Consider the following 25626-nt stretch of genomic DNA (forward strand, 5'->3'; position numbering starts at 1 on the left):
GTGTTAATGATTGAATAGTTTGAATATTAAAGAGGAGATCTTATAACGGCATTTAATATGAATGTATGGAAAGTAGAAGATAACACATTAAAAGAATTACCAAAGTCTAGATTAGATAGTGAAGATCGTTTGGAGAACTGGATTGCTGCTGATAGTAGTATTACAGGCTTGGATTTATTAGTGATTGGTAAACAGGTAGTAACGTTATATGGGGGGCGAATTGATTTACTAGCAATGGATTACGAAGGTAATCTCGTTATTTTGGAATTAAAACGAGATCGAACGCCAAGAGATGTTGTTTCTCAAACGTTAGATTACGCTTCTTGGGTTAAGGATTTGACATACGAACAAGTCGATGCCATTGCAACAAACTATTTGCAAATAACGTTAAGCGATGCTTTTTTCAATCGGTTCGGAGTTGATCTTCCACAAGAAATTAATCGCCAGCACAGCATGATTATTGTTGCTTCTGAATTGGATCCTTCTTAAGAAAGGATTGTGCAATATTTATCATCTCAATACAATATCAACATAAATTGTATCTTCTTTGACTTCTTTAAAGAAAAGGATCAAGAATTTCTTGGACGTTCTTGGTTAATGGATCCAGAAGAAGTAAGTGAACGGACAAAACCTTCTAAAGGCGCATCTCCTTGGACTGGAATTTATTACGTAAATGTAGGAGACGGTGAACATCGGAGCTGGGAAGATTGCAAAACATATGGCTTTTTGAGCGCAGGTCAAGGAAAGAAATATAGAGATGCTATTCAAAAGCTTAACGTCGGTGACAAAGTAATGGCCTATTTAAAAGGTAAGGGGTATGTAGGATTTGGAGAAGTAATTTCACCCGCTCGAATGGTAAAAGATTTTACTTTACCTGATAAAACCAAGTTATTGGACCATCACTTGGTTCAGCCAAATATTTCGAACAATCAAGATGATCCTGAATTAGCTGATTGGACAGTGGGTGTTAAATGGCTTCATTCGATCGATCGAGACAGTGCGGTGACATTTACAGGGATATTTTCCAATCAAAATGTTGTATGTAAATTAAAGCATAAGCCAACAATCGATCACCTCGCCAAGTACTTTCCAATCAACTCTTATTAAGTCCGAAGGAGGAACACCATGCATTACGACACGATTGTCATCGGAGCCGGTTCCATGGGAATGGCAGCAGGTTATTTTTTATCCAAAAGCGGACAGAAGACGCTATTACTAGATGCGTTTGATCCTCCCCACAGTAATGGTAGTCATCATGGTGATACGCGTATCATCCGTCACGCCTACGGAGAAGGAGAACAGTATGTAGAACTTGCTCTTTACGCACAGGAGCTGTGGGAGGAGCTTGAGAAGCAAAGCGGTGAATCCTTATTTTTGCAAACTGGGGTGTTAAATGTCGGACCGAAGCATTCCGATTTCATTCAAAATATCATATCTAGTGCTAACCGTTATGATTTATCTCTCGACGTGTTGAATTCTGAGGAGGTTTCTCATCGGTGGAAAGGAATCAAAATACCGAATGATTATATCGGATGCTTTGAACCAGCATCTGGCGTTTTAAAATGTGAGACATGTATTTCTACATATAAAAAATTAGCGATCGAAAACGGGGCTCATCTTGCTATGAATCAGCGCGTATCTTCGGTTAAGCTCAATGAAAATGAAGTAGTAGTAAAAACACCAAACGGTACGTATTATGCAAACTCTCTCATTATCGCAGCTGGAGCATGGTCGTCCGGGCTTTTATCATCAATCGGAATCAATTTACCTCTTCAGCCGACCCGAAAAACATTCGCATGGTTTCAGACAGATGAAAAGCTCTATAACGATACTACGTTTCCTGCTTTTTCATTCGTGACATCAAACGGCACGTATTATGGATTTCCAAGTATTGATGGTGCGGGGTTGAAGGTAGGAAGACATGACGGCGGGGAACCAGTTCATCCGAGTGAATCAATGCGACCGTTCGGTGATGGTGATCAAGAGGATGTTTCCACCTTTTTAGAAACGTATATGACAGCATCCGAGCATACTCTTACCTACGGAAAAACGTGTATGTACACGATGACGCCTGATGAGGACTTTATCATTGATGTGCATCCAAATTATTCAAACGTTGCGATTGCAGCAGGTTTTTCAGGACATGGATTTAAGTTCAGTAGCGCCGTTGGTCACGTGCTAAGTGAACTCATTACAAATGGTGAAACGAACCAAAACATTTCACCATTTTCACTCAAACGTTTTATAAAAGGAGACTAACATGATGACTCATTCACTGATTAAAGAAGTACGAAAGAAATGGCAGCACCATGAAACCGATCGACTTATTGTCGCCATTGACGGGTTAAGCCGCTCTGGTAAAACGACGATCACGAAGGAATTAGAAAAAGAGCTTCAACGAGAAAGCATTTCGTACGCGATTTTACATATTGATGATTTTATTACCGAGCGATCCAAGCGCTATCACACGGGTAGAGATCAATGGGAGGAATATTATCATCTACAGTGGGATGTGGAACAATTAAAAGAACATCTTTTTAAACCCTTACAAGAAGAAGCAACACTTTCGCTTCCGTTTTATTTAGACAAAGAGGATCGTCATGAATGGCGATCGGTACACTTGCCGCCTAGAGGTGTCATCATCATTGAAGGCGTATTTTTACAGCGCTCTGTGTGGCGGTCTTTTTTAGACTATATTGTATACATAGATTGCTCCAGAGAGACGCGCTTTCGTCGAGAGAACAACGAAACACAAGCATTAATACATAAGTTTGAAAATCGATACTGGAAAGCAGAAGAACATTATCTCAAAGAGGAACAGCCTTTAGAAAACGCCGAGCTTGTTATCTATAATTGAAAGAGAGGAATAGATCAATGTCAGTAGAAAAAGTAAAAGCCTATTTTAAAAACTATGGGATGGAGGATCGTATCATTGAAACGTCTCAATCAAGCGCGACCGTTGAACAAGCTGCAGAAGCCCTAAACTGTGAGCCAGAACGAATCGCTAAAACGCTATCGTTTAAAGTTGATGAACGAGTCATTTTAATCGTCGCAGCGGGTGATGTGAAAATTGATAACTCAAAATATCGCCATCAGTTCGGGAAAAAGGCGAAAATGCTCAGTTCAGATGAAGTAGAGACGCTTATTGGACATGTCGTCGGAGGCGTTTGCCCATTTGCGGTAAACGAAGGGGTAACCGTTTATTTAGACGAATCTCTCAAACGATTCCAAACGGTTTTTCCAGCGTGTGGAAGCCGAAACAGTGCCATTGAGTTAACGATTGAAGAATTAGAGGAGCACGCAAGACCCGTTGAATGGGTAGATGTCGGAAAAGACAGCAAAAGCGCTTGAGCATTCAAGCGCTTTTTTCATTAGTGAACGGTGTTAGAAGAAGGACCGTACGCATTTATCATTTTCTGCATATCTTGCGTTGGTAGCTGTGGAACTTGATAATAGCCGTGATGATTTTGATAAAGCGATAATTCATATGCCATTTCCACTGCATTTGGAACAGAATCGGCCACAACGCGACGAACAACGGGATTCGTCATTTCAAGCGCGGTCATTGCACGAAGAGACGCAGACGACTTCATCATTCCTAACAGCAAGCTTGACACGTGCTGATCGTTCATATCAGTTACTTGAGTAATCGGAGTAACGGGTTCGCTTTCTTTTAACCCATACGTAAAGTTGTGATCCATTTTCATCATATAGCTTTTAAGAGATACGGTCGGTTTACTTCCTGTTTGAAAGGCTTCTAGGAGCGTATTGTATTCTTGCGTTAAAAAGGACACTTGGCGATCCATAACCTCTTTTAATTCCACGTCTTGCACCATTTCTTTTGTTATTTTATATGTATTCAGCAAGCTCACGGCTCCTGATAACACTTCTTGGACATCAAACATCTCATGACCACCATGTTGAAACGGCATCGAACCTTCTTGTGAATGTTGATTGAACTGATTTTCCACCGGTAAAACCTCCTTTTGTTCGTCCGGTTTATTATACAATTTTGGATAAATTTTATTCGTCATCATTTTTTCACCTTACACATACTAAAGGAAAGATCACTCAGGCATCAAGATAGATAAATGGAAAAATGAGGTGTACAATGAAAAATAGTGAAGAAAGGAGGAAAAACATGGGTCAACCATTACATAAGGAATCTGTAGCGCCCATTCAAAAAGAACGAATATGGACGCGCGATTTCATCTTAATTTGCATTGCAAACTTTTTTATCTTTCTCGGATTTCAAATGACGCTGCCGACCATTCCGCTTTTAGTGAAGCATTTGAATGGATCAGATCAGCTTATCGGGTTTGTCGTCGGAATTTTCACGTTTTCTGCATTGTTAATTCGTCCATCTGCAGGTCATGCGCTTGAATCGAAGGGCCGACGATTTGTGTACTTATCAGGACTAATTATTTTCGTCCTTTCTGTTGGGTCGTATGGGTTTGCGGCAAGCATTTTATTTCTATTCATTATGCGAATTGTTCAAGGTGCAGGATGGGGGTTATCAACAACTGCCTCTGGCACGATTGCGACAGATTTAATTCCTGCGAGTAGACGAGGAGAAGGGATGGGGTATTACGGATTATCCGGAAACCTTGCGCTTGCATTTGGACCTTCTCTAGGGTTAGCGCTCTCAAGCACCGTTTCCTTTACCACACTCTTTTTAATTTGCTCAGGACTTGGGTTACTGGCTGCTCTTTTATCGTCTCAAATTCGCTATAAAAAGGTCGAACAAAAGGAAAAAGAGGAAGTCGTTGCGGTAAAATGGGACTTTTATGAGAAATCAGCATTACCACCGTCTTTATTATTATTCTTTATTACCGTAACGTTTGGAGGCATTGCATCTTTCCTGCCGCTATACACCGCACAAAAGGGAATCGACGGCATTCAGTGGTACTTTCTTGTCTACGCATTAGCTTTAATGCTGACACGAACGTTTGCGGGTAAATTATACGATCGTAGAGGGCACCGCGCGATCTTTATTCCAGGGGCTGTTTTAGTATTAATTGCTATGCTGTTACTTGCATGGCTTCCAAGCATGACGATGCTCTTTGTAGCAGGTGCGCTATACGGATTTGGTTTTGGATCCATTCAGCCAGCACTCCAAGCATGGTCCATTGAGAAAGCACCTAATCGCCGAAAAGGAATGGCCAATGCAACGTTCTTCTCATTCTTTGACTTAGGCGTCGGGGTTGGAGCCATGGTATTTGGACAAATCGGGCATACGTTAGGATACGGAAGTATTTACGTAACCGCCGCGTTCTCTGTCTTGCTATCCATTATTTTGTACATGTATTTCTTATCACGTGACAACAAAGTAAAAGCATAGTTCAAAAAACGAGAGAGCACATTCGCTCTCTTTTTTTGATTCATATTAGTAGGAGTAAAATTCTGAATAGTGATACAATAAAGCCCAAGGGAGGGATTTACATGAAACAATATGATGTACTTGAAGGGGCAGAACCATTTATTTATGAAGGAAACAACGTAGGTATTTTAGTCTCGCATGGATTTACAGGAAGTACACAAAGCATGAAACCGCTTGGTGATGCTTACCATGCAGCAGGTTATACGGTATATGGGCCTCGTTTAAAAGGGCATGGGACGCATTATGAGGATATGGAGCAAACGACGTATCAGGATTGGATTGACTCTGTTGAAGAGGGAATTACGTGGTTAAAAGAGCGCTGTGAGACGATTTTTGTAACAGGGCTTTCAATGGGTGGCACATTAACTCTATACCTTGCTGAAAAGCATCCAGAAATTAAAGGAATTATCCCGATTAATGCTGCGATTGATATTCCAGCAATGGAAGGTGCGAAAGACCAACAAGAGCCTCGCTTTTTTGATGCTATCGGTTCCGACATTAAAAAAGAAGGAGTAGAGGAGTTAGCGTATAATAAAACACCTCTTAAGTCGATGAAAGAGATTATTAAGCTGATGGCACTTGTGAAAGATGATCTATCTAAAGTGACGTGTCCAGCGCTTATCTTTATGTCAGAAGAAGATCATGTTGTGCCACCGCTAAACAGTACATACATCTTGGAGAATATCTCATCTCATGAAAAAGAAGTGATCTCAATGCCAAATAGCTACCACGTCGCAACGCTCGATCATGATCAGCATCTTATTATTGAAGAATCGTTAAAATTCTTTCAGACGCAACTAGAGAAGTAGGAGAGAGGGCATATAAAAAAAGCGCTTAGAACAAGATGTCCTAAGCGCTTTTTACTGTATACAAAAATTAAGCACCGCGCGCTTCCGTTAACGCAGCTACTTCTTCTTCTTCAATATCAATGCGGCAATCCATTGTATGAATCGTTTTATCTTCGTTATTTCCGTAGTAAATAGTAATATTCATCGTAACCGCTCCTTCGTTCAATTGAATTTCGAGTTTATTTAAACAATGTGTAAAGTCAAAAGTAAAAAAAGAATTACTAAAATATAGACCTATAGCGGCCTTTGTTTTTTATGCATGAAGCATATGTTTGAAATTACGCTTATTATAACCCATTTCTCCTATATCTACAAGTAAAACCTTAACAGGACAGTGTTAAAAAAGCATTTTCTTCATATAGAATTCATACGAAATATGAATTAAAATACACCAAAAATTATTTTATTGCAAAATTAACGAGGTTTTAACAATTTGACATGAATAATAATCCAAAAAACCCACATATGTGATTGAAATCATCAACTTGGATGTTTACCCACTATTATCCTACTTATTACTTTGTGAATAGAACGTACGTTTGTATAATAAAACTGAGAAATGCATCTGCATTCTCACTATTTTATCAGGAAAGGAAGCGATAGTCGTTGAAAAAGCGCAAAATGGAGAAATCGCATATCGTCAAGTTGTACGAAGACGGAAAGAGTACGACTGATATTTCGGCCCTTGCTGGTATATCAGTTCGTCAGGTTCGAAACATCCTTCATCAGGAGAATGTAACGTTTCGTCCGCACGGTAGTTGGAAGCGCCAATATACGGTGAATGAGCATTACTTTAAAACGTGGTCACCAAATATGGCGTACATCCTTGGGTTTATTGCAGCGGACGGTGTCATTTCAAAAACGTTGCAGTGTATTAGCTTTTCGCAAAAAGAGCCCGGTATTCTAGAGCATATTCGAGATGAACTTCAGTCTGATCAACCTCTACATCAAAATGAGCGCACAGGCGTATACCTCTTAAACATTCATAGCAAAACGATGAAAGACGATCTCATGACGCTACACGGAATTACACCAAATAAATCAACAACCATTACACTTCCTTATGTACCAGCGCACTTACTATCTCATTTTATTCGAGGTTATTTTGACGGAGATGGCAACGTCACGTATCCAAAGTATGTTGTCAGCTTTGTTGGGGGTTCTAAAGCTTTTATGCTGGGGATAAAAGGTGTGCTTGAAGCGCATGGGTTTCAGCCTGATTTTGTTGATAAAGGACGGTATTTTAGGCTTTATTTATATGGACGTCGAACGCTCAAAGTATTTGCAGATTGGATTTACCAAGACAAAGGTTTATATCTAAAGCGAAAGTTTGATATCTTCCAACGAGAAACACTCCCACTAGAACAATTACAAAACAGCAAACACAAATCCACGAAAGAAGCTGCTGCAGAACGTAAGGAACAGTTCTTGAACCATTACAAAGAACATAGATCGATACAAAAGGCTGTTGAGAATATTGGCATATCCCCACAAACCGTACAGAACTGGTTAAAGCAAGACGAACAATTTAAAAAGAACTTTGTAGACCTAAACTAAGAAGGAGAGTATAAGTGATATGAGAATATGTCATATCACTTAATTTCAACTATCTTGTTTACATAATATATATTATAAGTACCTAAAAAATTATGAGATTTTTTGTCTCAAAATATAAGTATACTTTAGATAATGAGACTAAAGAAAAATGAAGAGACGTGAATCAATCGATTTTTTATGATCAAGTTAATCATGATTATAATTAGCAATCCTAGAATCATCTAATGAATTACAATGCACCAATTGCATCAATCTGTTCGTTGAGCCACAAGTTCATTCTAAATATGATGCCTTGATTGGATCATGTGATCGTTGAATGTTGAATTGTAAATGATCTAATGTTTGTCATGCGCTTTCACCAACAATCATTATAAACGCGCACATTCGTTATAAACATGTATTTCAATAACAAATCCTTCTCTCTTTGTTATTTTATGTTCTAAATGAACAAATTAAATTAGATCCTTCACAACATGCGCTTTTAGGCGCTTATAATACCGTTTAAGCGCTTTTTTAAGGTCGTCTATAGGAATTATCGTCTTTTCTTTATTCATCCTTTTCTGACGAGAATGGCGCTTACAATGACAATTTATCATTACACTCGTTTATTTTAATCAATAAGCACATTCATACGTTCATTTATTTTGTTTCCTCCCTTCTTTTGGTTACAATAGAACCTACATATTCGTATATGAAAGGAATGAACGAAATGGTAGCCATTGATCCAACTACATTATCTGAACGCGATAACTATAAAATTTTAACAGGTACGATTATTCCTCGCCCAGTGGCATTTGTAACAACCTTAACAGAGAACGAAACAATTAACGCTGCGCCGTTTAGCTACTTTAATATCGTTTCAGCGAATCCACCCCTTGTATCGGTTGCTGTACAGCGCCATCCGAATTCAAACGAAAAGAAAGATACGGCGCGTAATGCGATTCAACAAGGTGAATTTGTGGTGCATCTTGGAGATGAATATATCGTTGAAGATATGAACCAAACGGCTGCAACTCTTCCTCCAGAAGAAAGTGAACTGTCTCATACGTCGCTTACAACGATTCCAAGTGACCGTGTAAAAGTACCGAGTCTTAAAGAAGCACGTATTCGCTTTGAATGTACGCTTGAGCATCATTTAGAAGTTGGTGGTACAGAAGAACAGCCCGCATGTGATCTGCTAATTGGGCGAATTGTTGCTTATCATATTGATGATGCGCTTTATGACGAGGAAAAAGGCTATATTCGTACAGATTTAGTAAAGCCTGTTAGTCGCCTTGCCGGTCAGGATTATGCGAAGCTTGGGGAGATTTTCTCTATTGAACGCCCTTCTTAATAAATAAAAACAGCGCTAGGATCATTAGGTCCTAGCGCTGTTTTTATGAATGTATCGCCTTTTCTTTTTTCATATAGTTCATCGCAATGATCAAATACGCACCAAATAGCAACAAATCAAGAAATAAACCACTTTTTGGTGACAGACCCACTACTGTAAATAAAGACGGCAGATCTCCACCTACTGAATTCTCCATTTGAATGAAGAGAAATATAAACATGTTATTCGCCGCATGTGCTGCAAGCGAAAACTCAAGGGTTTTGGTTTTTAACGCAATAATCGTCAGCATAAACCCAACCATTACATAATCTAGCCCCATAAATAGCTTCGAATTTGTCATTTCTGGGTTCGTAAAGTGTAGAGCACCGAAAATAAATCCTATAATGAGCGCTAAAAGAATATGATTTTTAATTCCTTTTGCAAACCATTGAAGCAAGAAGCCTCTAAAAAAGAGTTCTTCCACCGTCGTTTGGATGGGCGTTAAAACGAGCACAAACAGCAATAACCAACCAAATTGACTGCTGAATCCGTTCCACGTATACGAACTAGCAAAAACAAGTAAATCAATGATTAACACAAGTATATACAGCACAATAAAAATACCAAATCCAAACCAGATGCGCTTCCAGTTAATCTGTTGAAGCGGTGTAATCAACGTACGGAACGGTCGTTTTAGAATAAATCGAACGCTGATCCAAATCCCTAATAACCAAAATAAGTACGAAATGTGCGAAATAGCAAGTGTTACGATTGGATTCAGACCTACTATTTCAAATGTAGACGCATCAATATAAGTATCTTTATTGCCATCTGATACCACGATAAGTATTAACAGAAAGACGCCAATGATTGCACCCACAAGTAAAATTCCTAAAGTAGAAAAAAATGCACCGGTATATCGTCCACCCGTATTTTTCCCTACCTCTACCCGTTCATATCCTCTCACATTATCAATCTCCTCTTAGACTAGAAATAAATAAAAGAACACCATCAATATAGAAAATAATGAAACAATTACCAATTCATTATATCAGAACCATTAGGTTTGTAGAACGAGTGAAATAATCCATAAAAAACGTTATTCATCACGAAATCATAAAAAAGCTTGTAAACTGAACACAGCTTACAAGCTTTTCTTAACTATTGCTGTTGGATACTTCATGAAATACGTGACGTTTGCGCTTTTGCAGTAGGTAAATTAACGAGACGAACCAAAATACGAATACGCCTGCATAGATCGTATAAATTCCTGCTGAAGAAAGACCAATTGAATGAACGACTGTACGTGAATTCGTTAATAATATACAGCCGCCAACTAAAATCCCTAAAAAATGAGACGGAATGATTTTAACGAGCCATGCCGCAATAGGTGCTGCCACTAATCCTCCGGCCATTAGCGTCCCGACCCAAAACCAGTTAACGTCCTGCCATCCGAGTGAAATAAAGAATCCGATCGTTGCTGCTAGCGATACGGCAAACTCCGTCGTATCCACAGAACCAATGATTTTCCTTGTTTCCGTTCCTTTATGTGCTAGAAGAACCGGCGTTGAAATTGGTCCCCAACCACCTCCACCTGTTGCATCAGCAAAACCTGCGACTAACGCAAGCGGTACGAGACGTTTTTTTGTAAAAGGTTTCGCTGGTGCTGATTGAGATACCTTTTTATACACGAATCGATAAATGATATAAATACCTAGTAAAAATAAGAAAATAGCAATATACGGTTTTACAACATCTCCTGAAATATTACTTAAAAAGCAAGCTCCGATAAATGCACCAATTGCGCCAGGAATCGTCATGCTTTTGATAATGTTTTTATCGACGTTTCCAAATTTAATGTGCGAAACACCAGAAGCTGCCGTTGTAACGACTTCTGCTAGATGAACAGAAGCAGAAGCAATCGCTGGGGCTATACCAAAAGCTAACAGCAAGGACGTGGATGTCACGCCGTAAGCCATTCCAAGCGATCCATCAATCAATTGAGCGAAAAATCCAACAATAATAAAGACAATTAGTTTTTTCATGCGCCTCTCCTTCTATCTGTAAGTTTTTTGACCCGAACGTAACGATTCGACTAACGGCATTACTTGAGTCGAAAAACGTTCCATTTCTTCTAGCTGAGGAGAACATTGCAATAACAGTAGATCAAGTCCTGCTTCTTCAAACGCTAAAATCTGCTTTGCAATTTGTTGCGGTGTTCCAATTAAATGAGGTCGTAATCCACGATTAGACACCGAATAATCATATAATTTTATTTGCTGTTCTAGCTGCGATTTCGAAACAAAATCCTGATATCCTGCGTATGCATCGCCTTGTTTGATTGTGGTAATGCGCGTTAGCTCTTTTTGCGCTTCTTCCTCTGTATCTCGACAAATGACATAAGCTGCCATTCCAAATGTTGAAAACGGCGCATGAGGATGATGTTTCGCTCGTAATTCCTTCATATCGCCTATTTTATGACGGATTTCTTGAACGGTTCCGCCGTGCATCACATAGGCATCACAAAACGATGCGATCGTCTCTTTTCCTCGAGGACTTTCTCCCCCTGCATATAAGGTTGGTCGAGACTGCACAGGTTTAGGAGCAAGCTTAGCATCCTCGATTTGATAAAATTTCCCGTGATGCGTAAACGATTCGTTCTCCCACAGCCCTTTTAAAATCGCAATAAATTCTTCCGTGCGCTCGTATCGTTCATCATGTTCAGTGAACACACCTCCATATTGCTTCGCCTCTTCTGCCCACCACGCAGATACGACGTTTAATGTGAAACGTCCATTTGAAATATGATCGATATTCGCCGCCATCTTTGCCGTTACGGCAGGTGAATGAAATCCTGGGCGAACTGCCGTCATAATTTCGATTTTATTCGTCACCGCTGCAAGCGCCGCAGCAGTTGACCAAGCTTCTAAAGAGTCTTCTTTTGGTCCTTTAATATCGTTAAGATTTAATTCAGCAATTAACGTTGTATCAAATCCCCACTCTTCGCCCTTTTGAATGACTTCCTTTGCATACTCAAACGTTGCGGGCATATGTTCATCTTCTACATTTCGTAACCATCCACCAAAAATCGGTAACCAAAATCCGTACCTCATCACAATCTCCCCTTTATTAACACGGACATACGTATTGATCGCCGTAGCCGTTTTTAATTAATTGTACGCCTGGATTAGAATCATCTTGGTCAAACACCGCATCCACGAGAGTTTCCGTTGGAAGCTGTCCTCGAACGATAGCTGACAGTTCATCATCTGTTAAGTGTCCTGTCGTTCCTCCACTTCCTCCCTCTTGTTTTAATCGATAATAATCATGGAAATACACCCACTTTAACGGCTCTTTTTGCCTGCCATAGGTAGGCGCTTCTTTTCCTATAGCTTCTAAGTAAGCAAGCAATGGAAGTGGTATTCCTGCTGCGACCGGTAACCCAATCCATTTCCATGTACGCGTATTTAAATCCAAAAGCTTATACGTCTGATCTCGTTTATCATAAATGAACTCCGCTTCTGAAATGCCGTGATAACCGAGCGTATGTAAAATATGAATCCCTGCATCGACAATTTCTTGTCGGTAAGCTGATCGTACTAAACAGCCTGTTCCAAAGGACAACGGATATTGCTCAAGCTTTTGTCCCACAAAAACACCCTTTGCTTCTCCCTTTGGACTTACATAGGAACAAAGAGAATAAAAGTCTGATAAACTCTCACCGATTACCTCTTGAATAACAACCTCATGTCCGTTTGTTTTTTTCAATACGTCCGTTAACTCATCCTGAGAGTGCACTTCAAACACTTTTACTTGAAATGCATCATAAAAACTTCGTTGTTCAACAGGTTTTACAATGCATGGAAACGGAACGTGCGTTAATTCGCCTTCCTCTGGATACCACGTTTTAGGAATCGGTATTCCTAAGCGCTCGGATTCCTTGTAAAGCGTTCGTTTATTTAAAATACGCTCGACTGTTTCAAGTTCAGAAAAGGGAATAAAGTAATACGCATTCAGTTGATCTTGATTTCGCAATACCGCAAACACCCATTCATCATTAGAAGGAAATAAAACGCCTTTTTTCGGCAATCGTTTGCCAATATCAATTAAAAGCTGAATAAATCCGTCTTCATCTACTAACGGATTGGGACAGTATGCCGCAATATTTGCATATTTGGACTGCAATCCATAAGCGCGGCCGTCTCGATCTAAGGCGATGACGGGGATTCCCTCTTTCCCTAAGTTTCTTGCGACGGCAAGTCCTGTGATGTGACTATTAAATACAATGGCAGGATGCTGATCATTCGGGAGCTGCTCGATCTCTTCCCACAGTTCAGGTCCTGCTACGTGAAACGTTTTATTCATTACATCTTCTCCTCTCAACTCTCTCTAAATAAAAAATCCTCTTTTCAAAGAAAAGAGGATGAATGTCGTTATACCCTCTTCTCATCTAATGGAATTAGCACGGTGTTCCGTTGGAATCCGTTGCCGAGGCTTCATAGGGCCATTCCCTCTGCCTCTCTTGATAAGAAGTATATGCGTTGTAATACCAAGTATATTAATGTGATATTAAGGGATTTGAAATGAATTGTCAAGAAAATTTAGAATACATCATTTATATTGGTGTGATTTATCTAGTACAAGAAGTCGTTAAGCAATAAGGATGCTTCACCTAACCTTAGAACAAAGAAAGAAACCCCTATTAAATAGAGTTTCTTTCCGAGCTTATCGCTTAAATCAAAAAAGAAGGCAGACCGAAACGATCTCCCTTCTCTTTTGATCATGCGTTTAAAATGAGTTGATAAAACAACACATCTTGCCATTCATCAAACTTATACCCAACCTGCTTAAATTCTCCGCAAAACTCAAAACCAAATCGAGCATGAAGCTGTACACTCTTATCATTTCCCTTTGTAATCCCTGAGATTACAACATGATAATGAAGCTCCTTTGCTTGATGAAGAATTTCACTCATCAAGAGCTTTCCTAATCCTTTTCCTTGATGAGCTTCGTCAATGTAGACGGAAAGTTCGACAGTACCGTTATACGCCTCTTTGTCCCGAAAAGAAGATAATGACGCATATCCCATTACCACACCATTTTCTTCTGCGACGATCAGTGGATAACGACCACCATGCGCATCAAACCACCCTTGACGCTCATTTGGTGTAACAGGCGTTAAATCAAACGTTGCAGTCGTATGTAACACAGACTGATTATAAATGTCCGTTAAAATTGGTAGATCCGCTTGAGCTGCTTTTCTTATCGTTGTCATATCTGTTTCTTCCTTTACGTTTGTGATAATTCTATTATGACAAATTTGAACGTAACGTAAAAGGATTTTTTTCGCATCTTAAAAACGCGATCATACGCGCTTTTAAGATGAAATAGCTCCTTGTTTAAACCCCTGGATGGTTTTAATCATGTCTTCGGTTGAGACGACCGTTGCAAATTCCCCGTGAAGGGACGTGAGCGCAGCATAATGAAGATCTTCCGCTTTTACGTGCTTACCGTCAAATGATATCGCATCAAAGCAAGCTGTCGCATCATGTAACACATAGGAACGATAGCCCAAATTTCCAGCCATTCGAACGGTTGTTGACATGCAGTGATTTGTGGTAAGCCCTACAAATACCAGCGTTTCTACGCCGTTTGCTTTCAAATAAGAGTCAAGCTCTGTTCCAATAAAGCTACTGTTGACGTGTTTCCGCACTAAATATTCATCATCTAGCGGATCAAATCCTTGCTTAAACCGAAAGCCCGGCTGCTTCGGATGAAGTGGAGACTGTGGATTCGTTGAGGCGTGTTGAACGTGAATAACGGGAAGTTGTTGTTTTCGCCATGTATCCAATACGCGTTTCATTTGCACTTCTGCATGAGGATTGTTACGTTCTCCCCAAGCAGGATCTTCAAAGCCTTGCTGCACATCAATGAGTACTAAAACAGGATTCGTTGCGGTCATAAATAACCTCCTTTAATTTTTCAAAATGGAAATAACGTACACACAGCCATCCGGACCTGCTTTTGAGGAATGAACGGTCTCGCTCGGTAAAAAAATCCGGTCTCCTGCCTCGCAAAGCACCGTTTCACCGTCAGCTGTAAAATAAACGGATCCTTCTAAAATATGCAAAATTTCGTCTGTTGGATGTGTGTGAGTTGGATGTTCTTTATGCGCTACATCATGCTGCACTTCAACGTATCCCGTATCTGTCGGGAGTAGATTTCTAACTACTTCTTCTAAACTGCCACCAAATCCTTTTTTAATAGAGACTCTTTTTACTTGCATGCACTTTCCCTCGTTTCGTTTGAAATGGACATGTCTGTAATCCGTCTTGATCGTCGCGAAGAAAATATTGCTTCCATTCGCGGTTACTTGCTTGCCCGTACCAGCCTAATTCAGGATGAACGGGTACGTTATCGTATGTTTGCAGTCGTTTTCGAACAATTTTTTTTACATGCTGGCCTTTTTTACTCGTCTCATCTAATCCTTCGAACACCCATCTTGGCTGAAATGTAATCATGAACGTCTTGCTAGCGCGGCTTTTTCGCTCTAAGTGAGCGGGTGTATTACATACAACGAAAATGGGTTCCCCAGAAAAACAAAATTCCCATAACGGGTGACTCGGGTCTTGAGGGGTGTCTTCTGGCCATTCATATTCATCCCGTTCATGAAGCGCTTGAAGAACATCCCAAAATTTCTGCTCGTATTCTGTAAGCGATAACGTTTCACCTGGCTCAAAAAAAGCAACAAATGACGTATATCGTCCGATGGTCCGAAATTCTTGTAAATACTGATACAAACATGCAGCAAGGTTTTCTATGCCGCCTTCATCTGCTGATACGAAGCAAAATCGTAATAAATCCTGCTTAAATCCCTCTACTCCTAACACACAAGGAAACGGTCGATCCTTTGAAACCAAATCGTGTTCAAACACCGAAAAGCACTCTTTTTCCCACGTTCCAAGAGAAGTCGATGCTAAAACATTTCCTGCTGTATAAATCTGAGATGTCGTCATGAAGATCCTCCTTTATCTAAAAAGAAGACATCTTACACTTCCTTTTAGAAAATGAACCAAACAAGTACCCTTTATCAAGCTAACGTTACAAATGTATGAGTGAAAACCGAAAATATTGCTTCTAATTTTAGTGGACAGCCCCATACGATGTAATAAGAGCTTGTAAGAAAGGAAGATCGTATGGATGGTTGGATTATGATCGTACAATATATGGTGCTTGGAATAAGTTTAGCGGCTCCCGTTGGACCGATTAATTTAGAAATGATTAAGCGCGGAATTTCTGGAGGTTTTTGGTCTTCCTGGCTAGTAGGTCTAGGCGGAATGACGGTTGACCTGCTGTTTATGCTGTTTATCTTTTGGGGACTTACGCCGTACTTGCAAAAGGAAGGAGTTCTGCTTATCGTATATGGCGCTGGTGCGCTTATGTTGCTGTGGGTAGGATTCCAGAGCATTAAACAGTCGTTTAGCTCCACGTTCGGCGCACAAATGGATGAAACACGATCACATAAATCATATTTAACAGGCTTTTTAATTGCAATGACTAATCCGCTTAATATCATCTTTTGGTTTGGCGTTTATGGATCAACGCTTAGCGAGACGCTTCAGGCCCATAGTCTCGGAACGTCGTTATTATATAGCGGTTTTATTTTACTAGGGGTTTTATTGTGGAATTTAAACGTTGCTTTTACCGTTCACTTCTCAAGAAGACTGCTGCACGAAACGATTTTACGCCTTATTACGTTTAGTGCAGGTGCGGTGCTTGTCTATTTCGGATTTAAATTTTTGTTTCAATTCATCTCACACCTTTAACTATTTAGTGACTATAAAATAAAGCAGGATTTCCCTCGCAATCTGTCGAATATAAATCTCTAGAGGTGAGAATATGAAAATAGAAAAACGAACGGCCATTGGTTTTCATGGACAAGAAGTCCCTATTACACATGTAGGCACCAACAGTAAAAAAGCTGCTATTTTGTTGCCCGGTCTCGGGTACACAAACCATCATCCAATTATGCACTATTCAGGAAATCTGCTTCTCGAAAACGGATACGATCTTTTTCACGTCAACTACAATTATGAGATCCATCCAACGTTTGCACATTTAAATGAGCGCGAACAAACCAACATGATTATTCAAGACGTAACAGCAGCCGTCCACACTATCTTATCTACCCATGAGTTTGAAGAAGTACTATTTGTCGCAAAATCTATTGGCACAGCAGCTCTGTCGTACATACTTACACATGAACCATCCTATGCCAAACACGATGTGATCTGGCTCACGCCGCTATTAAATGCGCGAAACGTACACGAAAATATGCTTCGCTGTGAGAACCGTTCGCTTGCCATTATGGGAACGAATGATGATTTTTACGATGTGCATGCGGCGGAAGAGCTGCAAAACAGTGAATGTATTGACTTTGTGAAGATCGAAGGCGCGGATCATTCCTTAGAAAAGAATAATGTTCATCAATCTCTTGGACTATTGCGTGACGTTCTGCAGCACATTGAAGAATTCGTCTCGGTCAAAAAAACGGTGACCAATTAACACAAATACCCTCATGCTTCATTAGCGTGAGGGTATTTGTTACGAAAAATGTTTCTTTTTCTGTTGTTCTTCCCATCTTTTCATTAAACCTTTATGATACGCTTTTCCTCTTTCGATAAAAAACCAATCAATGCTATAAGCAGTTGTGCCCCACATTTTTTGGAAACGAACTCGTATGGATTCATGATGAGTATAATGAAGGTAAATAAGCGTTGCTTTTTTTCCTTGGTAGTTGCTAAGCGAAATACTTTCTATTTCATGCCAGTAGACCTTATTCCCTTTTAAATCGACCACAATTCCTTCATCGTCCCAATAAAAATGTCGACCTTGTCTTCTCATTTGAAATAAATAAATACCGTAGATCGTAAACGTGAGTGAAATAACAAGTGAAACGACAAAAAGGAAGATATCACTCACTTTGAAAAAAGACATTTCTTGAGGCAAAATAAAAATGACCCCTACTAAAAAGCTCGTCCCTACTGTTAAAAGTACTCCGATAAACCAGCGCGAAATTTTATACAATTCTGTTGTCACCTCAGCTATGATGATTAAAAGACTAGAGTGCTTTTTCCCCACCCATATACAGCGGGAAACTACATGAAAGTTTTTTTATTCCCTTATACGGTTTAGGTATATTTTATAGCATAAATACAGAAAGACACACCTGGATATTTGTCAGGTGGGCTCTAATTATGAAGATCCGTACACAGTGCGCAAATCCCCAATCTATCTATTCTTTTTAAAAAGAGTCGTGTTTTCAATACGTATTGAATCTACCTCACCGCAATTTAAGCAAAAGGTAAAAATTTTATTAGCACCCTTCATAGACATATAACTTGTTTTAATGGGCATAAAATCTGTACCTTCTACAAACTCCGTACCCTTGCATTTAAGGCATTCTTTCTGTTCCATTGCAATCCCACCTTTTCTTACGTTTTTTAGTCATACCAAACCTTCTCTTCTTTAATACGGTTCAGCTTCGTGTAAGTTTCAAAAAAATGGATTTCAAATGGTGGCGACAGCATAGACAAAAGCACACCCGAAAAATGTACGGGTGCGCTTTATTTGTGTTTATGATCAATACTTCGTTATTTCACCGTGTTTAATTTCTTCTTGTTGCTTCTTCGAAAGATCCTTTAAGGACTTATAGACACGTAACGTGTGTTTCTCTGTGTTAATTACCGCATAGTTTCTGGCTTTATTTACAATGTAAAAACTATGATCGCCTTCATACGTCTGAACTATGTGTTCTAAAACAACCTCATCAAGCACTGGTTTCCTATGATCGAATAGCACGTAGTTATTGTCCATTTCTGGTGAGTCCATATCTGGCGCACCTGCAATCTCAAAACGGTTTTTTTCGAATGTATCTACAGTGTCCCTACCAATAGGATACTCCAAACTGCGCAACCAAAATACGCTGTCTAAGACTAACCACGTAATTCCTATCACGATAACAGCAATGATAGACAGAATGATTTTCGTGCTGCGCTTCCACTTTTTCTTTTTTTTCACTTGTTTCTCACTCATTTTCCATTCCTCTTTCACATTTATTCGCTTTATTCTGTTTTTCTATGTAAGTAGTGCTCGGTATATACCGTTCATTATACGTTAAAAACATCTAAGTCTAATTGTTGGTTTACTACGTCTTTATGTCTGAATGTGAAAATAGGGACCTCTTTTTCTAAAGGGTTCGGTTTTTAAGGACAAAACTCAAATTCACAACCCATTTAACAGTAAAATCAACAAGTAAATTGGCATAAATAATTGCCGTATAAAAGGTAAGAAAACTAAAAAGGGACTTCCGATTATTTTAAAGTCCCTTAATCCTATGTGTATTATTGCTTTGGCGATGTTATCTCGATATTTAATGCCAGGATTTGATGTGTCTATTACGGCATCTACCCAAGCCACAACCTCCTGCCCTTTTTGATAATTCTTGATGTTAAACCTTTATCTTTGTCCTCTACTTTACCATTTTTGTGCTTAATGGATAAGGTCCTATTTATACTGAGCTCCAACCAATTTAATCAATTTATCGGTAATTTTATTTGGAACAGTATAGATGGTGCTTGTATCGTCTGGTTTCATAAATGTACTTCTTTGTCCCTTTTCCCCTATCCTTAAATATAGACTTTGTTGTTTGTCCTTATCATAAACTACTTCTATATAAACTTCGGGAATATCCATATCAACTTTACCTGGTTCTCTTACTGCACGTGAAAAAATGTCTGCAAAGGTTTTTAAAGATTCTTGATCCTCAAAAGTGGTTTTATTAAATCCTTTTGGTTTTGAAACGGTAATGCGTGTAAAACCGTTATCAATTGAGAGTGACTTGTTACTTTCAGATGTAGGCGATGATTTAACAGTGGATTCAGTAGATGCTTCTTTCGATTGACAACCAAAAGCAAATAAAGATAGAAAGGCTAAGAATAAGGCCAAAAAGAAAATCCTCTTCAAATGTTATTACCTCCTAAATTTCAATACCCATTATTCAAATTAGACGATAAAAACCCTGTGATTGTTACAATAGATAAATATTAACCACGTAGTTATGGGCAACAGTTCTTATTTAGACGTCCTGTATCCCTTATAGACGATAAGATGTTTCTTTTATTGAGGTTACTTCAATATCGGAGCAATAGAACGAGAGCGATAGTAAGTTACTTTATTCTGGACAGAAATAAAAGGAGCACAAAATAGTGTTCCTTTTACGGTTTAATGAAGTTGTCGAAAATCAAAATCGCATCTTCTCTATTTTTCATATGCTTCATCGAATTTTTGTACCCAGCTCATATCAACTGGTCCATTAACAATTTCAACTAATCCATAATCCATTATATAAGCGCAGTTGTTGAAAATAGATACATACTTTTCCTTTCCATCTTTTGAACGAATGGTAAATTCAAATCCTTTTGTAGAATAAAAGGTGCACTTATCATTTTTTTTGATTTGGTAGTTATTTAGATAGTTCATCAACTTTTCCGCGGGTTCTTTCGTGTCTTCTCTCCAAGCTAAGCTTTTTTTATCTGAAAATGTCAACGACTCAAAACTAGATGGATTGTAATTCATTTCATCAGCAAAGTTTTTTTCCTTATACTTGTCATAAAGTTTAAATGAAAAGAAAAGAACGACTATAGCAAGCAACGAATAAAGAATATGTTTGGTTTTCATATGTACTGTACCCCCTCCTCTATATATACACGTAGGGAATTTCTTTCTATTCAATCCACTTACAAAGTTCTCTTTGTTTATTTTAACATAAATTACCATATTGAGTTTAGAGACTTTTTACCGAACATAAAAAGCCATAACGAATCATTCATTATGGCTTTTTTAGTTGTATGTAGGCTATAATACATAAAATTGCTGTGGTTAATTCGAAGGACAATAAGGACACCGATGAAAAATCTAAATCTAATGTATTTCAGGAGTTTTGCAACAATGCGTTGAGACTAGTGAACAATGCAACGTAAGGATTGTTGATATGAAGCGTTCCTATCGGATCATCCGACTAGCTTGGTATCTATGTGTGGGGATAACTTCCTCAATTTATTGGACAGAATTCGGATGGTGGTTTATACCCGTGTGCGTCACTATTTTATTATTAGGGGAAGCGCTTATCTATAGACTATTCACGGCGCTAACAAGTAAGTAAGGCCCGGGTACATTCCCCTGAATCGTTTAAAGCAAAGAGGACAGGTGAAAGACAGATGAAGTTAGTTTTAGGAGTACTTCTTATTTTATGGGGAGTCATTGTGCTTTTTTCTTCTTTATTTAAAATGAAGGATAAGGATTATAAAAACTTTGGTATCAGCGGTGAATTAGTGTGGGATGCTTTGTTTGCATTACTAAGCAAATTCCCAAAGAGAGTGTACAAGAGTTTTGTTGCATCTACAGGCATTGCCCTAATTGTTATTGGAGTAGTTGTTCTTTAGTAGACAGACGCAGCGCTTCAACATACATAATCTTCATACGTAAAACAAGAAACAGATCCGTTCAATTTCTTAATGGGGCTGTTTTTCTTTTTTTATAACGACTTCCTTTCCAGTACTTAGTTTTAATGTTGTCAATTGAACGAAAATTTAGACAAATTCTAATAAATGGGTTTCTCTAAAAATTACTAAATTCATGCAATCTTTAGCTTATGAGGAACCCTTCAATTGATACATATAATGAAAATAAAAAAGCAGCAATTAGAAGCCATCCCATTACTTCTCGTTCTCGTTGAATTTCTTCAATCCCCAACACCAACATTGTTAGACCAAAGAAAAGAAACAACATAATATTCCCAAACTTAAAATCTTTTGTAATTAGTCCATAAGAAACAAATAAAAGAGTTATGACTGATAACACATAACGAAGAATTTTTAACAAATTTATCCCACCTTTCTTCTTAAAACAAACCTGTTCTAGAAACTCCCCACTTCCTACCTTTGCAATTGGTTAGATAATGAATAATTGGAACAAAAACAGAAGACTACATTTCACAATAATGGTATTATGTATTTCATACTTATGTGGTAGTAACTAACAACCTAGATAGGAGGAAATGAATTGAAAAAATAATATTTCATTCAATTCTCAGACCAAAGCGCCCAACAAGCCTTACTTATACCCAAAGACACATTTAAAGTAGTAAACATCGGAATTAGAGACATTGATACTGGCTTTTTGTATCCAATCATTCAAAATATGCTTAATTTCCCCCTATTTTTTGTAGTAGATTCAGATCTATTTGGAAACTTTACAAGGATTGCTTCAAAATTGAACATTCCCCATTATAAGCATCCTTCGACTTGTATTAGCATTCGTGTTGATGACACGAACATCTTAGCAGAATTGGGTAGTCACACAGTTGATTTAGTGTTGGCTGGAATGGAAGTTTTCATTTTTAGTGGTCAAGGACTTTCTGAAAAGGACCTGTATCCTACAAGAAATAACAATGGACTTGTAGAATTTAAAAGCGTTGATATCTCAAATACCCATTCCATTATTATCGTGGACGAAGTAGGTCTTACCCTATATAGCAGAGACACCAATGAGTATTCATTCAAAAAATTAAAGCGCTCTATACCAGAAGACTACTTGTTTAATTTGGACGGCAGTACACTAAACTAAAGCACTTTTATATACATCTAATTATTTCTATGGCAAGGAGTTTGTAAAAATGAGTATGGTCACTTATATCGGCCTAAACAGCACTGTACAGCGCTGCGAATATGTAACAGACAATGAAGTTGACATCGATTATGTTTTCTCCGAAGCAGAAAACCGAAACACAATCAGGGAGAAACACTTTAGCACCCCGTATGTTTATGAGATTGCAGAAAAAGGTGAACCCATCTGGCAACTCACCGAATATCATAAGGTACATTCACCGCATAATTACCAAAAATCAAAAAAGACGTTTCAATACTTATGCGATCTATTAATGGACTTGCTTTCACCAGGCGATTACTGTGAACTATACGTTTGTTATTTAGGTGAAGAGAATGAGGAACAGGAAAATGATTGTACCGTTCACCTAGATAACCTTGATATTGACTTACTACATATTGATGAAAAAATGCTTATCCGAATTGAACGGTGAACCATTTGAATCATTCGAGAAGCCTACTTCTCAATCTCAAGCCAGTCGTTCGTGAAAAGTTCCAAATGCATTGGTTTATAGAACATCTTTATTCTTAACTAGATAAAGAAAGCAAAAAAAGAAGCATTTTGCATTGCGATATGCTTCTTTTATTCACGAATTACTTTGGAGTAAGTTGTCTTTGGAGTTTTCATTTGTTCCCACGCCTTGCCTTGCTTCTAACATATCATTCGTAAACAGATCTAGCCTTTGATTTATACTTCTCTTTTATTATACTAATGATATAGTTGTCAAAAAAGAAAAAAAGAGGAAAAACATGACGTATTCAAGAATGGTTTTAATCGCAGTCATTTTATTGTATTTCATCTCTTCTTATCTAGAAAAAATAAAGTATAAAAAAGCACTTCAAAAAGCTACTGAAACGAAGCAATTACGAAGTACCGCAGCCATTCACCGCAAGATGGCCAAACTACATTTGGTGGGGTTTGGAATATTTATAGCCATTACCCTCATTCAAATTGTGCGAGGGCGTTAACCGCAAAGAAGCGGTCCACGGGTTGGATCGCTTTTTTTGTGGTGTTCACTTGTTAAAAACTTAACTTCTTTCACAAATACTTCTTCTTGCTGAGTGTATGCATTAATCCCTACAGAAAACGTTTTATAAAAAACGTTTGACTTCATTCTGCTTTAGTCCTATTCGCAGCTTTTTATACGTAGATTTGTAGTAGAAAATATTTAGCGCTTGTCTTTTATAAAAAAGAAGCCATCGCCATTCGCTTGTGGAACAAAGCCTCCTGTAAGAGAAGAATGCTCAATCATTTGCTGTTCTTTGACAGAAATTATGGTATGTACATCTCCATTTTCAATCACGTGAGGTACGTTCGGGGTTGGTTGAGACAGATGCAGCTTTTGAAAGAAGAAACCTGTTCTGTCTTCTTGCCATACAAAGCCTGATTGATCGAAACTATTCTCCACCATTCTTCTACTATGTAAATAAGCTTGTATCACTATACATATGCCTGTATTGCTTTAAGTATTAACAATCCTTTTGTGCACTTAGATAAATGTAATAGCCCTCAAGTGAAAGGGCTATTATTCATGTATCATTTGCAAAGTAATAGGAACGGCAATAGCAGGACTAGAAAAATAAACACGTGAGTACGTAATCTTTATTTTCTGTCCCTCTCTAAGCTTTGCTTTTACCCGAGCGTCAACGTGCGTTAAATCCACATAAATACTCACTTTGTTATCTGATGCCGTTTTAGACAATCCTAATTTTTTTGGTGATAGCCCTTTTACATATCCAATTTGCTCATTAGAAGGATATTTTGAAGCAGATTCAGTAACTAAATTCGTTTTCTTGTTTTGACTCACAGTCTCTTCTTTTACTGCACGACAATCTGTTGAAGTAACCGCAGCCTCTCCGCTTTCACACCCTGTTAAGACGACTAATAGTGCGCTGATCACCATTAATTTTTTCAAACCAAACACTCCTTTCGTCTACAATATAAACTTAGACGATCAATATGGATAAATGTTACAAAAAATATTTATCCATAAAAATGAGCTGGTCTATAATTCCGAAATTCTGTGGTAAGATAAACACATCATTGTCTGTTTATTTATTCTTACAAAAAGCGAGGCCTATAAATGAAAACATATAAACCGTCCATAGTCCCTGTTATTTCCTCGGCTGCTTTTGGGTTCGTTTGGCTAGGAATCAATATCATTTGGGTTCTATCAGAAAGCGTTTCAATTTGGTGGGCTGTGTCCATGTTTGTATCCATTTTTATCCTAGGATATGCGGTCTATTACGAAAAGGCGCGAAGACAAAGCGAAGGGTTTTCTTGGGATGACGAAGGTGTCGTGATTGATTTAGATGGTACGAAAGTATACTGGTACGAAATCGAAAAAATCGAATTCTTTCAAGGGTTGTATTTAGAAAGATCCACCATCATCTTTCCTCATTATCAATACCATGAAGCGATTTTTAAGCGGCAAAAAGATGGTACGAGAACCCCTGCTTATCAGATCGAATTTCAGCGCATGCAACATCCAAAACAATTTCACGAGGGCTTAATGAATGCATGGGCAAGCTATCAAAAAGAAAGAGAACTCGCCGTTAAGCGTTAACGCTAGAATTTACCTTTAAACAAAAGAAAAACCGGTAACTGTTCATTGTGTTACTGGTTTTTCTTTTGTTGTTCGTATTTCACTTTTACCGTACGATCATTGTTTTTCTATAAAGAATTGATATGACTTGGCGCTCAATCCTCCTCTATTCCCTCACCCGTTATCACCATATGAGAGTCATGATCTCCGCTTCTAAAAATCCTCCTCCATTCCTCTTCATTTGACGAGTCAAGAAATA

The 25626-nt window shown here is 38.4% G+C and carries 34 protein-coding genes and 1 riboswitch; of the genes, 16 read left to right on the forward strand and 18 right to left on the reverse strand.

Annotated elements, in window-relative coordinates; translation table 11 throughout:
• The first annotated feature begins 57 nt into the window (after positions 1–57).
• The 5 genes from IE339_RS10680 to IE339_RS10700 are packed head-to-tail and all read left to right on the forward strand — an operon-like array spanning position 58 to position 3351.
• Positions 58–489, forward strand: a complete 432-nt coding sequence (locus tag IE339_RS10680; protein WP_242175878.1) for a PDDEXK family nuclease — start codon at positions 58–60, stop codon at positions 487–489.
• Positions 490–498: 9 nt separating this feature from the next.
• Positions 499–1107, forward strand: coding sequence for a hypothetical protein (locus tag IE339_RS10685; protein ID WP_242175879.1), 609 nt, complete (start codon positions 499–501; stop codon positions 1105–1107).
• Between the two features lie 18 nt (positions 1108–1125).
• Positions 1126–2259: an N-methyl-L-tryptophan oxidase gene (gene solA, locus IE339_RS10690; RefSeq protein ID WP_242175880.1), complete on the forward strand. Its 1134-nt coding sequence runs from the start codon at positions 1126–1128 to the stop codon at positions 2257–2259.
• Position 2260: 1 nt separating this feature from the next.
• Entirely contained in the window at positions 2261–2857 is a 597-nt protein-coding gene (locus tag IE339_RS10695; RefSeq protein ID WP_242175881.1) for a kinase, read from the forward strand.
• A gap of 17 nt (positions 2858–2874) precedes the next feature.
• A complete protein-coding gene (locus IE339_RS10700) occupies positions 2875–3351 on the forward strand; it encodes a YbaK/EbsC family protein (RefSeq protein WP_242175883.1) in 477 nt (158 codons plus the stop codon).
• A gap of 20 nt (positions 3352–3371) precedes the next feature.
• Here the strand turns inward: IE339_RS10700 and IE339_RS10705 are convergent, their stop codons facing one another.
• Complete coding sequence (locus IE339_RS10705; RefSeq protein ID WP_242175884.1) at positions 3372–3971, reverse strand: spore coat protein; 600 nt, start codon at positions 3969–3971, stop codon at positions 3372–3374.
• 170 nt (positions 3972–4141) lie between these two features.
• Here IE339_RS10705 and IE339_RS10710 point away from each other — a divergent pair, with 170 nt between their 5' ends.
• The 4 genes from IE339_RS10710 to IE339_RS10725 all read left to right on the forward strand — a co-directional run bounded on the left by IE339_RS10710 (position 4142) and on the right by IE339_RS10725 (position 9118).
• Entirely contained in the window at positions 4142–5341 is a 1200-nt protein-coding gene (locus tag IE339_RS10710; protein WP_242175885.1) for an MFS transporter, read from the forward strand.
• A 101-nt stretch (positions 5342–5442) separates the two neighbouring features.
• The gene (locus IE339_RS10715) at positions 5443–6189 is read left to right on the forward strand and encodes an alpha/beta hydrolase (RefSeq protein ID WP_242175886.1); all 747 of its coding nucleotides are present in this window, start codon (positions 5443–5445) and stop codon (positions 6187–6189) included.
• A gap of 660 nt (positions 6190–6849) precedes the next feature.
• Positions 6850–7785, forward strand: a complete 936-nt coding sequence (locus tag IE339_RS10720; protein ID WP_242176162.1) for an LAGLIDADG family homing endonuclease — start codon at positions 6850–6852, stop codon at positions 7783–7785.
• 709 nt (positions 7786–8494) lie between these two features.
• Positions 8495–9118 (forward strand): flavin reductase family protein, encoded by a 624-nt coding sequence (locus IE339_RS10725; protein ID WP_242175888.1) that lies wholly within the window; start codon positions 8495–8497, stop codon positions 9116–9118.
• A gap of 43 nt (positions 9119–9161) precedes the next feature.
• On the opposite strand, the gene IE339_RS10730 is transcribed toward IE339_RS10725, so the two are convergent.
• The 8 genes from IE339_RS10730 to IE339_RS10765 form a co-directional block, all read right to left on the reverse strand.
• Positions 9162–10064 (reverse strand): CPBP family intramembrane glutamic endopeptidase, encoded by a 903-nt coding sequence (locus IE339_RS10730; protein ID WP_242175889.1) that lies wholly within the window; start codon positions 10062–10064, stop codon positions 9162–9164.
• A gap of 190 nt (positions 10065–10254) precedes the next feature.
• The gene (locus IE339_RS10735; RefSeq protein ID WP_242175890.1) at positions 10255–11142 is read right to left on the reverse strand and encodes a sulfite exporter TauE/SafE family protein; all 888 of its coding nucleotides are present in this window, start codon (positions 11140–11142) and stop codon (positions 10255–10257) included.
• A gap of 12 nt (positions 11143–11154) precedes the next feature.
• Positions 11155–12210, reverse strand: a complete 1056-nt coding sequence (locus tag IE339_RS10740) for an LLM class flavin-dependent oxidoreductase (RefSeq protein ID WP_242175891.1) — start codon at positions 12208–12210, stop codon at positions 11155–11157.
• A gap of 16 nt (positions 12211–12226) precedes the next feature.
• Positions 12227–13462 (reverse strand): carboxylate--amine ligase, encoded by a 1236-nt coding sequence (locus tag IE339_RS10745; RefSeq protein WP_242175892.1) that lies wholly within the window; start codon positions 13460–13462, stop codon positions 12227–12229.
• A gap of 78 nt (positions 13463–13540) precedes the next feature.
• A riboswitch (SAM riboswitch) is annotated at positions 13541–13629 on the reverse strand.
• Between the two features lie 248 nt (positions 13630–13877).
• A complete protein-coding gene (locus IE339_RS10750) occupies positions 13878–14372 on the reverse strand; it encodes a GNAT family N-acetyltransferase (protein WP_053400393.1) in 495 nt (164 codons plus the stop codon).
• Positions 14373–14474: 102 nt separating this feature from the next.
• Positions 14475–15059, reverse strand: coding sequence for a cysteine hydrolase family protein (locus tag IE339_RS10755; RefSeq protein ID WP_242175893.1), 585 nt, complete (start codon positions 15057–15059; stop codon positions 14475–14477).
• 12 nt (positions 15060–15071) lie between these two features.
• Positions 15072–15383: a cupin domain-containing protein gene (locus IE339_RS10760; protein WP_053400395.1), complete on the reverse strand. Its 312-nt coding sequence runs from the start codon at positions 15381–15383 to the stop codon at positions 15072–15074.
• Positions 15358–16113: a YqcI/YcgG family protein gene (locus IE339_RS10765; protein WP_242175894.1), complete on the reverse strand. Its 756-nt coding sequence runs from the start codon at positions 16111–16113 to the stop codon at positions 15358–15360. The genes IE339_RS10760 and IE339_RS10765 overlap by 26 nt, the downstream gene beginning before the upstream one ends.
• A 180-nt stretch (positions 16114–16293) precedes the next feature.
• Between IE339_RS10765 and IE339_RS10770 the strand changes: the two genes are divergently transcribed.
• Entirely contained in the window at positions 16294–16923 is a 630-nt protein-coding gene (locus tag IE339_RS10770; RefSeq protein ID WP_242175895.1) for a LysE family translocator, read from the forward strand.
• Positions 16924–16996: 73 nt separating this feature from the next.
• Positions 16997–17662 carry an alpha/beta family hydrolase gene (locus IE339_RS10775; RefSeq protein WP_242175896.1) on the forward strand — a complete coding sequence of 222 codons (666 nt, stop codon included), beginning with the start codon at positions 16997–16999 and terminating at the stop codon, positions 17660–17662.
• Between the two features lie 39 nt (positions 17663–17701).
• Here the strand turns inward: IE339_RS10775 and IE339_RS10780 are convergent, their stop codons facing one another.
• The 5 genes from IE339_RS10780 to IE339_RS10800 all read right to left on the reverse strand — a co-directional run bounded on the left by IE339_RS10780 (position 17702) and on the right by IE339_RS10800 (position 20836).
• Positions 17702–18184 (reverse strand): hypothetical protein, encoded by a 483-nt coding sequence (locus tag IE339_RS10780; RefSeq protein ID WP_242175897.1) that lies wholly within the window; start codon positions 18182–18184, stop codon positions 17702–17704.
• A gap of 204 nt (positions 18185–18388) precedes the next feature.
• Entirely contained in the window at positions 18389–18574 is a 186-nt protein-coding gene (locus IE339_RS10785; RefSeq protein ID WP_053400399.1) for a hypothetical protein, read from the reverse strand.
• Between the two features lie 165 nt (positions 18575–18739).
• A complete protein-coding gene (locus IE339_RS10790; protein WP_242175898.1) occupies positions 18740–19192 on the reverse strand; it encodes a hypothetical protein in 453 nt (150 codons plus the stop codon).
• A gap of 471 nt (positions 19193–19663) precedes the next feature.
• On the reverse strand, positions 19664–20122 hold the full coding sequence (locus tag IE339_RS10795) for a YhfM domain-containing protein (protein ID WP_242175899.1): 459 nt from the start codon (positions 20120–20122) through the stop codon (positions 19664–19666).
• A 294-nt stretch (positions 20123–20416) separates the two neighbouring features.
• On the reverse strand, positions 20417–20836 hold the full coding sequence (locus IE339_RS10800) for a hypothetical protein (RefSeq protein WP_242175900.1): 420 nt from the start codon (positions 20834–20836) through the stop codon (positions 20417–20419).
• A gap of 539 nt (positions 20837–21375) precedes the next feature.
• On the opposite strand from IE339_RS10800, the gene IE339_RS10805 reads away from it, so the two are divergent.
• The gene (locus tag IE339_RS10805; RefSeq protein ID WP_242175901.1) at positions 21376–21600 is read left to right on the forward strand and encodes a hypothetical protein; all 225 of its coding nucleotides are present in this window, start codon (positions 21376–21378) and stop codon (positions 21598–21600) included.
• A gap of 202 nt (positions 21601–21802) precedes the next feature.
• Here the strand turns inward: IE339_RS10805 and IE339_RS10810 are convergent, their stop codons facing one another.
• Positions 21803–22039, reverse strand: a complete 237-nt coding sequence (locus IE339_RS10810; RefSeq protein ID WP_242175902.1) for a DUF3953 domain-containing protein — start codon at positions 22037–22039, stop codon at positions 21803–21805.
• A gap of 390 nt (positions 22040–22429) precedes the next feature.
• On the opposite strand from IE339_RS10810, the gene IE339_RS10815 reads away from it, so the two are divergent.
• The 3 genes from IE339_RS10815 (at position 22430) to IE339_RS10825 (ending at position 23790) form a co-directional block, all read left to right on the forward strand.
• A complete protein-coding gene (locus tag IE339_RS10815; RefSeq protein WP_242175903.1) occupies positions 22430–22783 on the forward strand; it encodes a hypothetical protein in 354 nt (117 codons plus the stop codon).
• 49 nt (positions 22784–22832) lie between these two features.
• On the forward strand, positions 22833–23255 hold the full coding sequence (locus tag IE339_RS10820) for a hypothetical protein (RefSeq protein WP_242175904.1): 423 nt from the start codon (positions 22833–22835) through the stop codon (positions 23253–23255).
• A 316-nt stretch (positions 23256–23571) separates the two neighbouring features.
• Positions 23572–23790 carry a hypothetical protein gene (locus tag IE339_RS10825; RefSeq protein WP_242175905.1) on the forward strand — a complete coding sequence of 73 codons (219 nt, stop codon included), beginning with the start codon at positions 23572–23574 and terminating at the stop codon, positions 23788–23790.
• On the opposite strand, the gene IE339_RS10830 is transcribed toward IE339_RS10825, so the two are convergent.
• The 3 genes from IE339_RS10830 to IE339_RS10840 all read right to left on the reverse strand — a co-directional run bounded on the left by IE339_RS10830 (position 23787) and on the right by IE339_RS10840 (position 24737).
• Positions 23787–23936, reverse strand: a complete 150-nt coding sequence (locus tag IE339_RS10830; protein ID WP_242175906.1) for a hypothetical protein — start codon at positions 23934–23936, stop codon at positions 23787–23789. The two genes, IE339_RS10825 and IE339_RS10830, sit on opposite strands and share 4 nt — an antisense overlap.
• 54 nt (positions 23937–23990) lie before the next feature.
• Positions 23991–24233: a hypothetical protein gene (locus IE339_RS10835; RefSeq protein ID WP_242175907.1), complete on the reverse strand. Its 243-nt coding sequence runs from the start codon at positions 24231–24233 to the stop codon at positions 23991–23993.
• A gap of 114 nt (positions 24234–24347) precedes the next feature.
• Complete coding sequence (locus tag IE339_RS10840; RefSeq protein ID WP_242175908.1) at positions 24348–24737, reverse strand: hypothetical protein; 390 nt, start codon at positions 24735–24737, stop codon at positions 24348–24350.
• A 168-nt stretch (positions 24738–24905) separates the two neighbouring features.
• Between IE339_RS10840 and IE339_RS10845 the strand changes: the two genes are divergently transcribed.
• A complete protein-coding gene (locus IE339_RS10845) occupies positions 24906–25388 on the forward strand; it encodes a hypothetical protein (RefSeq protein ID WP_242175909.1) in 483 nt (160 codons plus the stop codon).
• Positions 25389–25626 lie beyond the last annotated feature (238 nt).

The sequence above is a fragment of the Priestia koreensis genome, from assembly GCF_022646885.1.
GTDB classification, from domain to species: domain Bacteria; phylum Bacillota; class Bacilli; order Bacillales; family Bacillaceae_H; genus Bacillus_AG; species Bacillus_AG koreensis_A.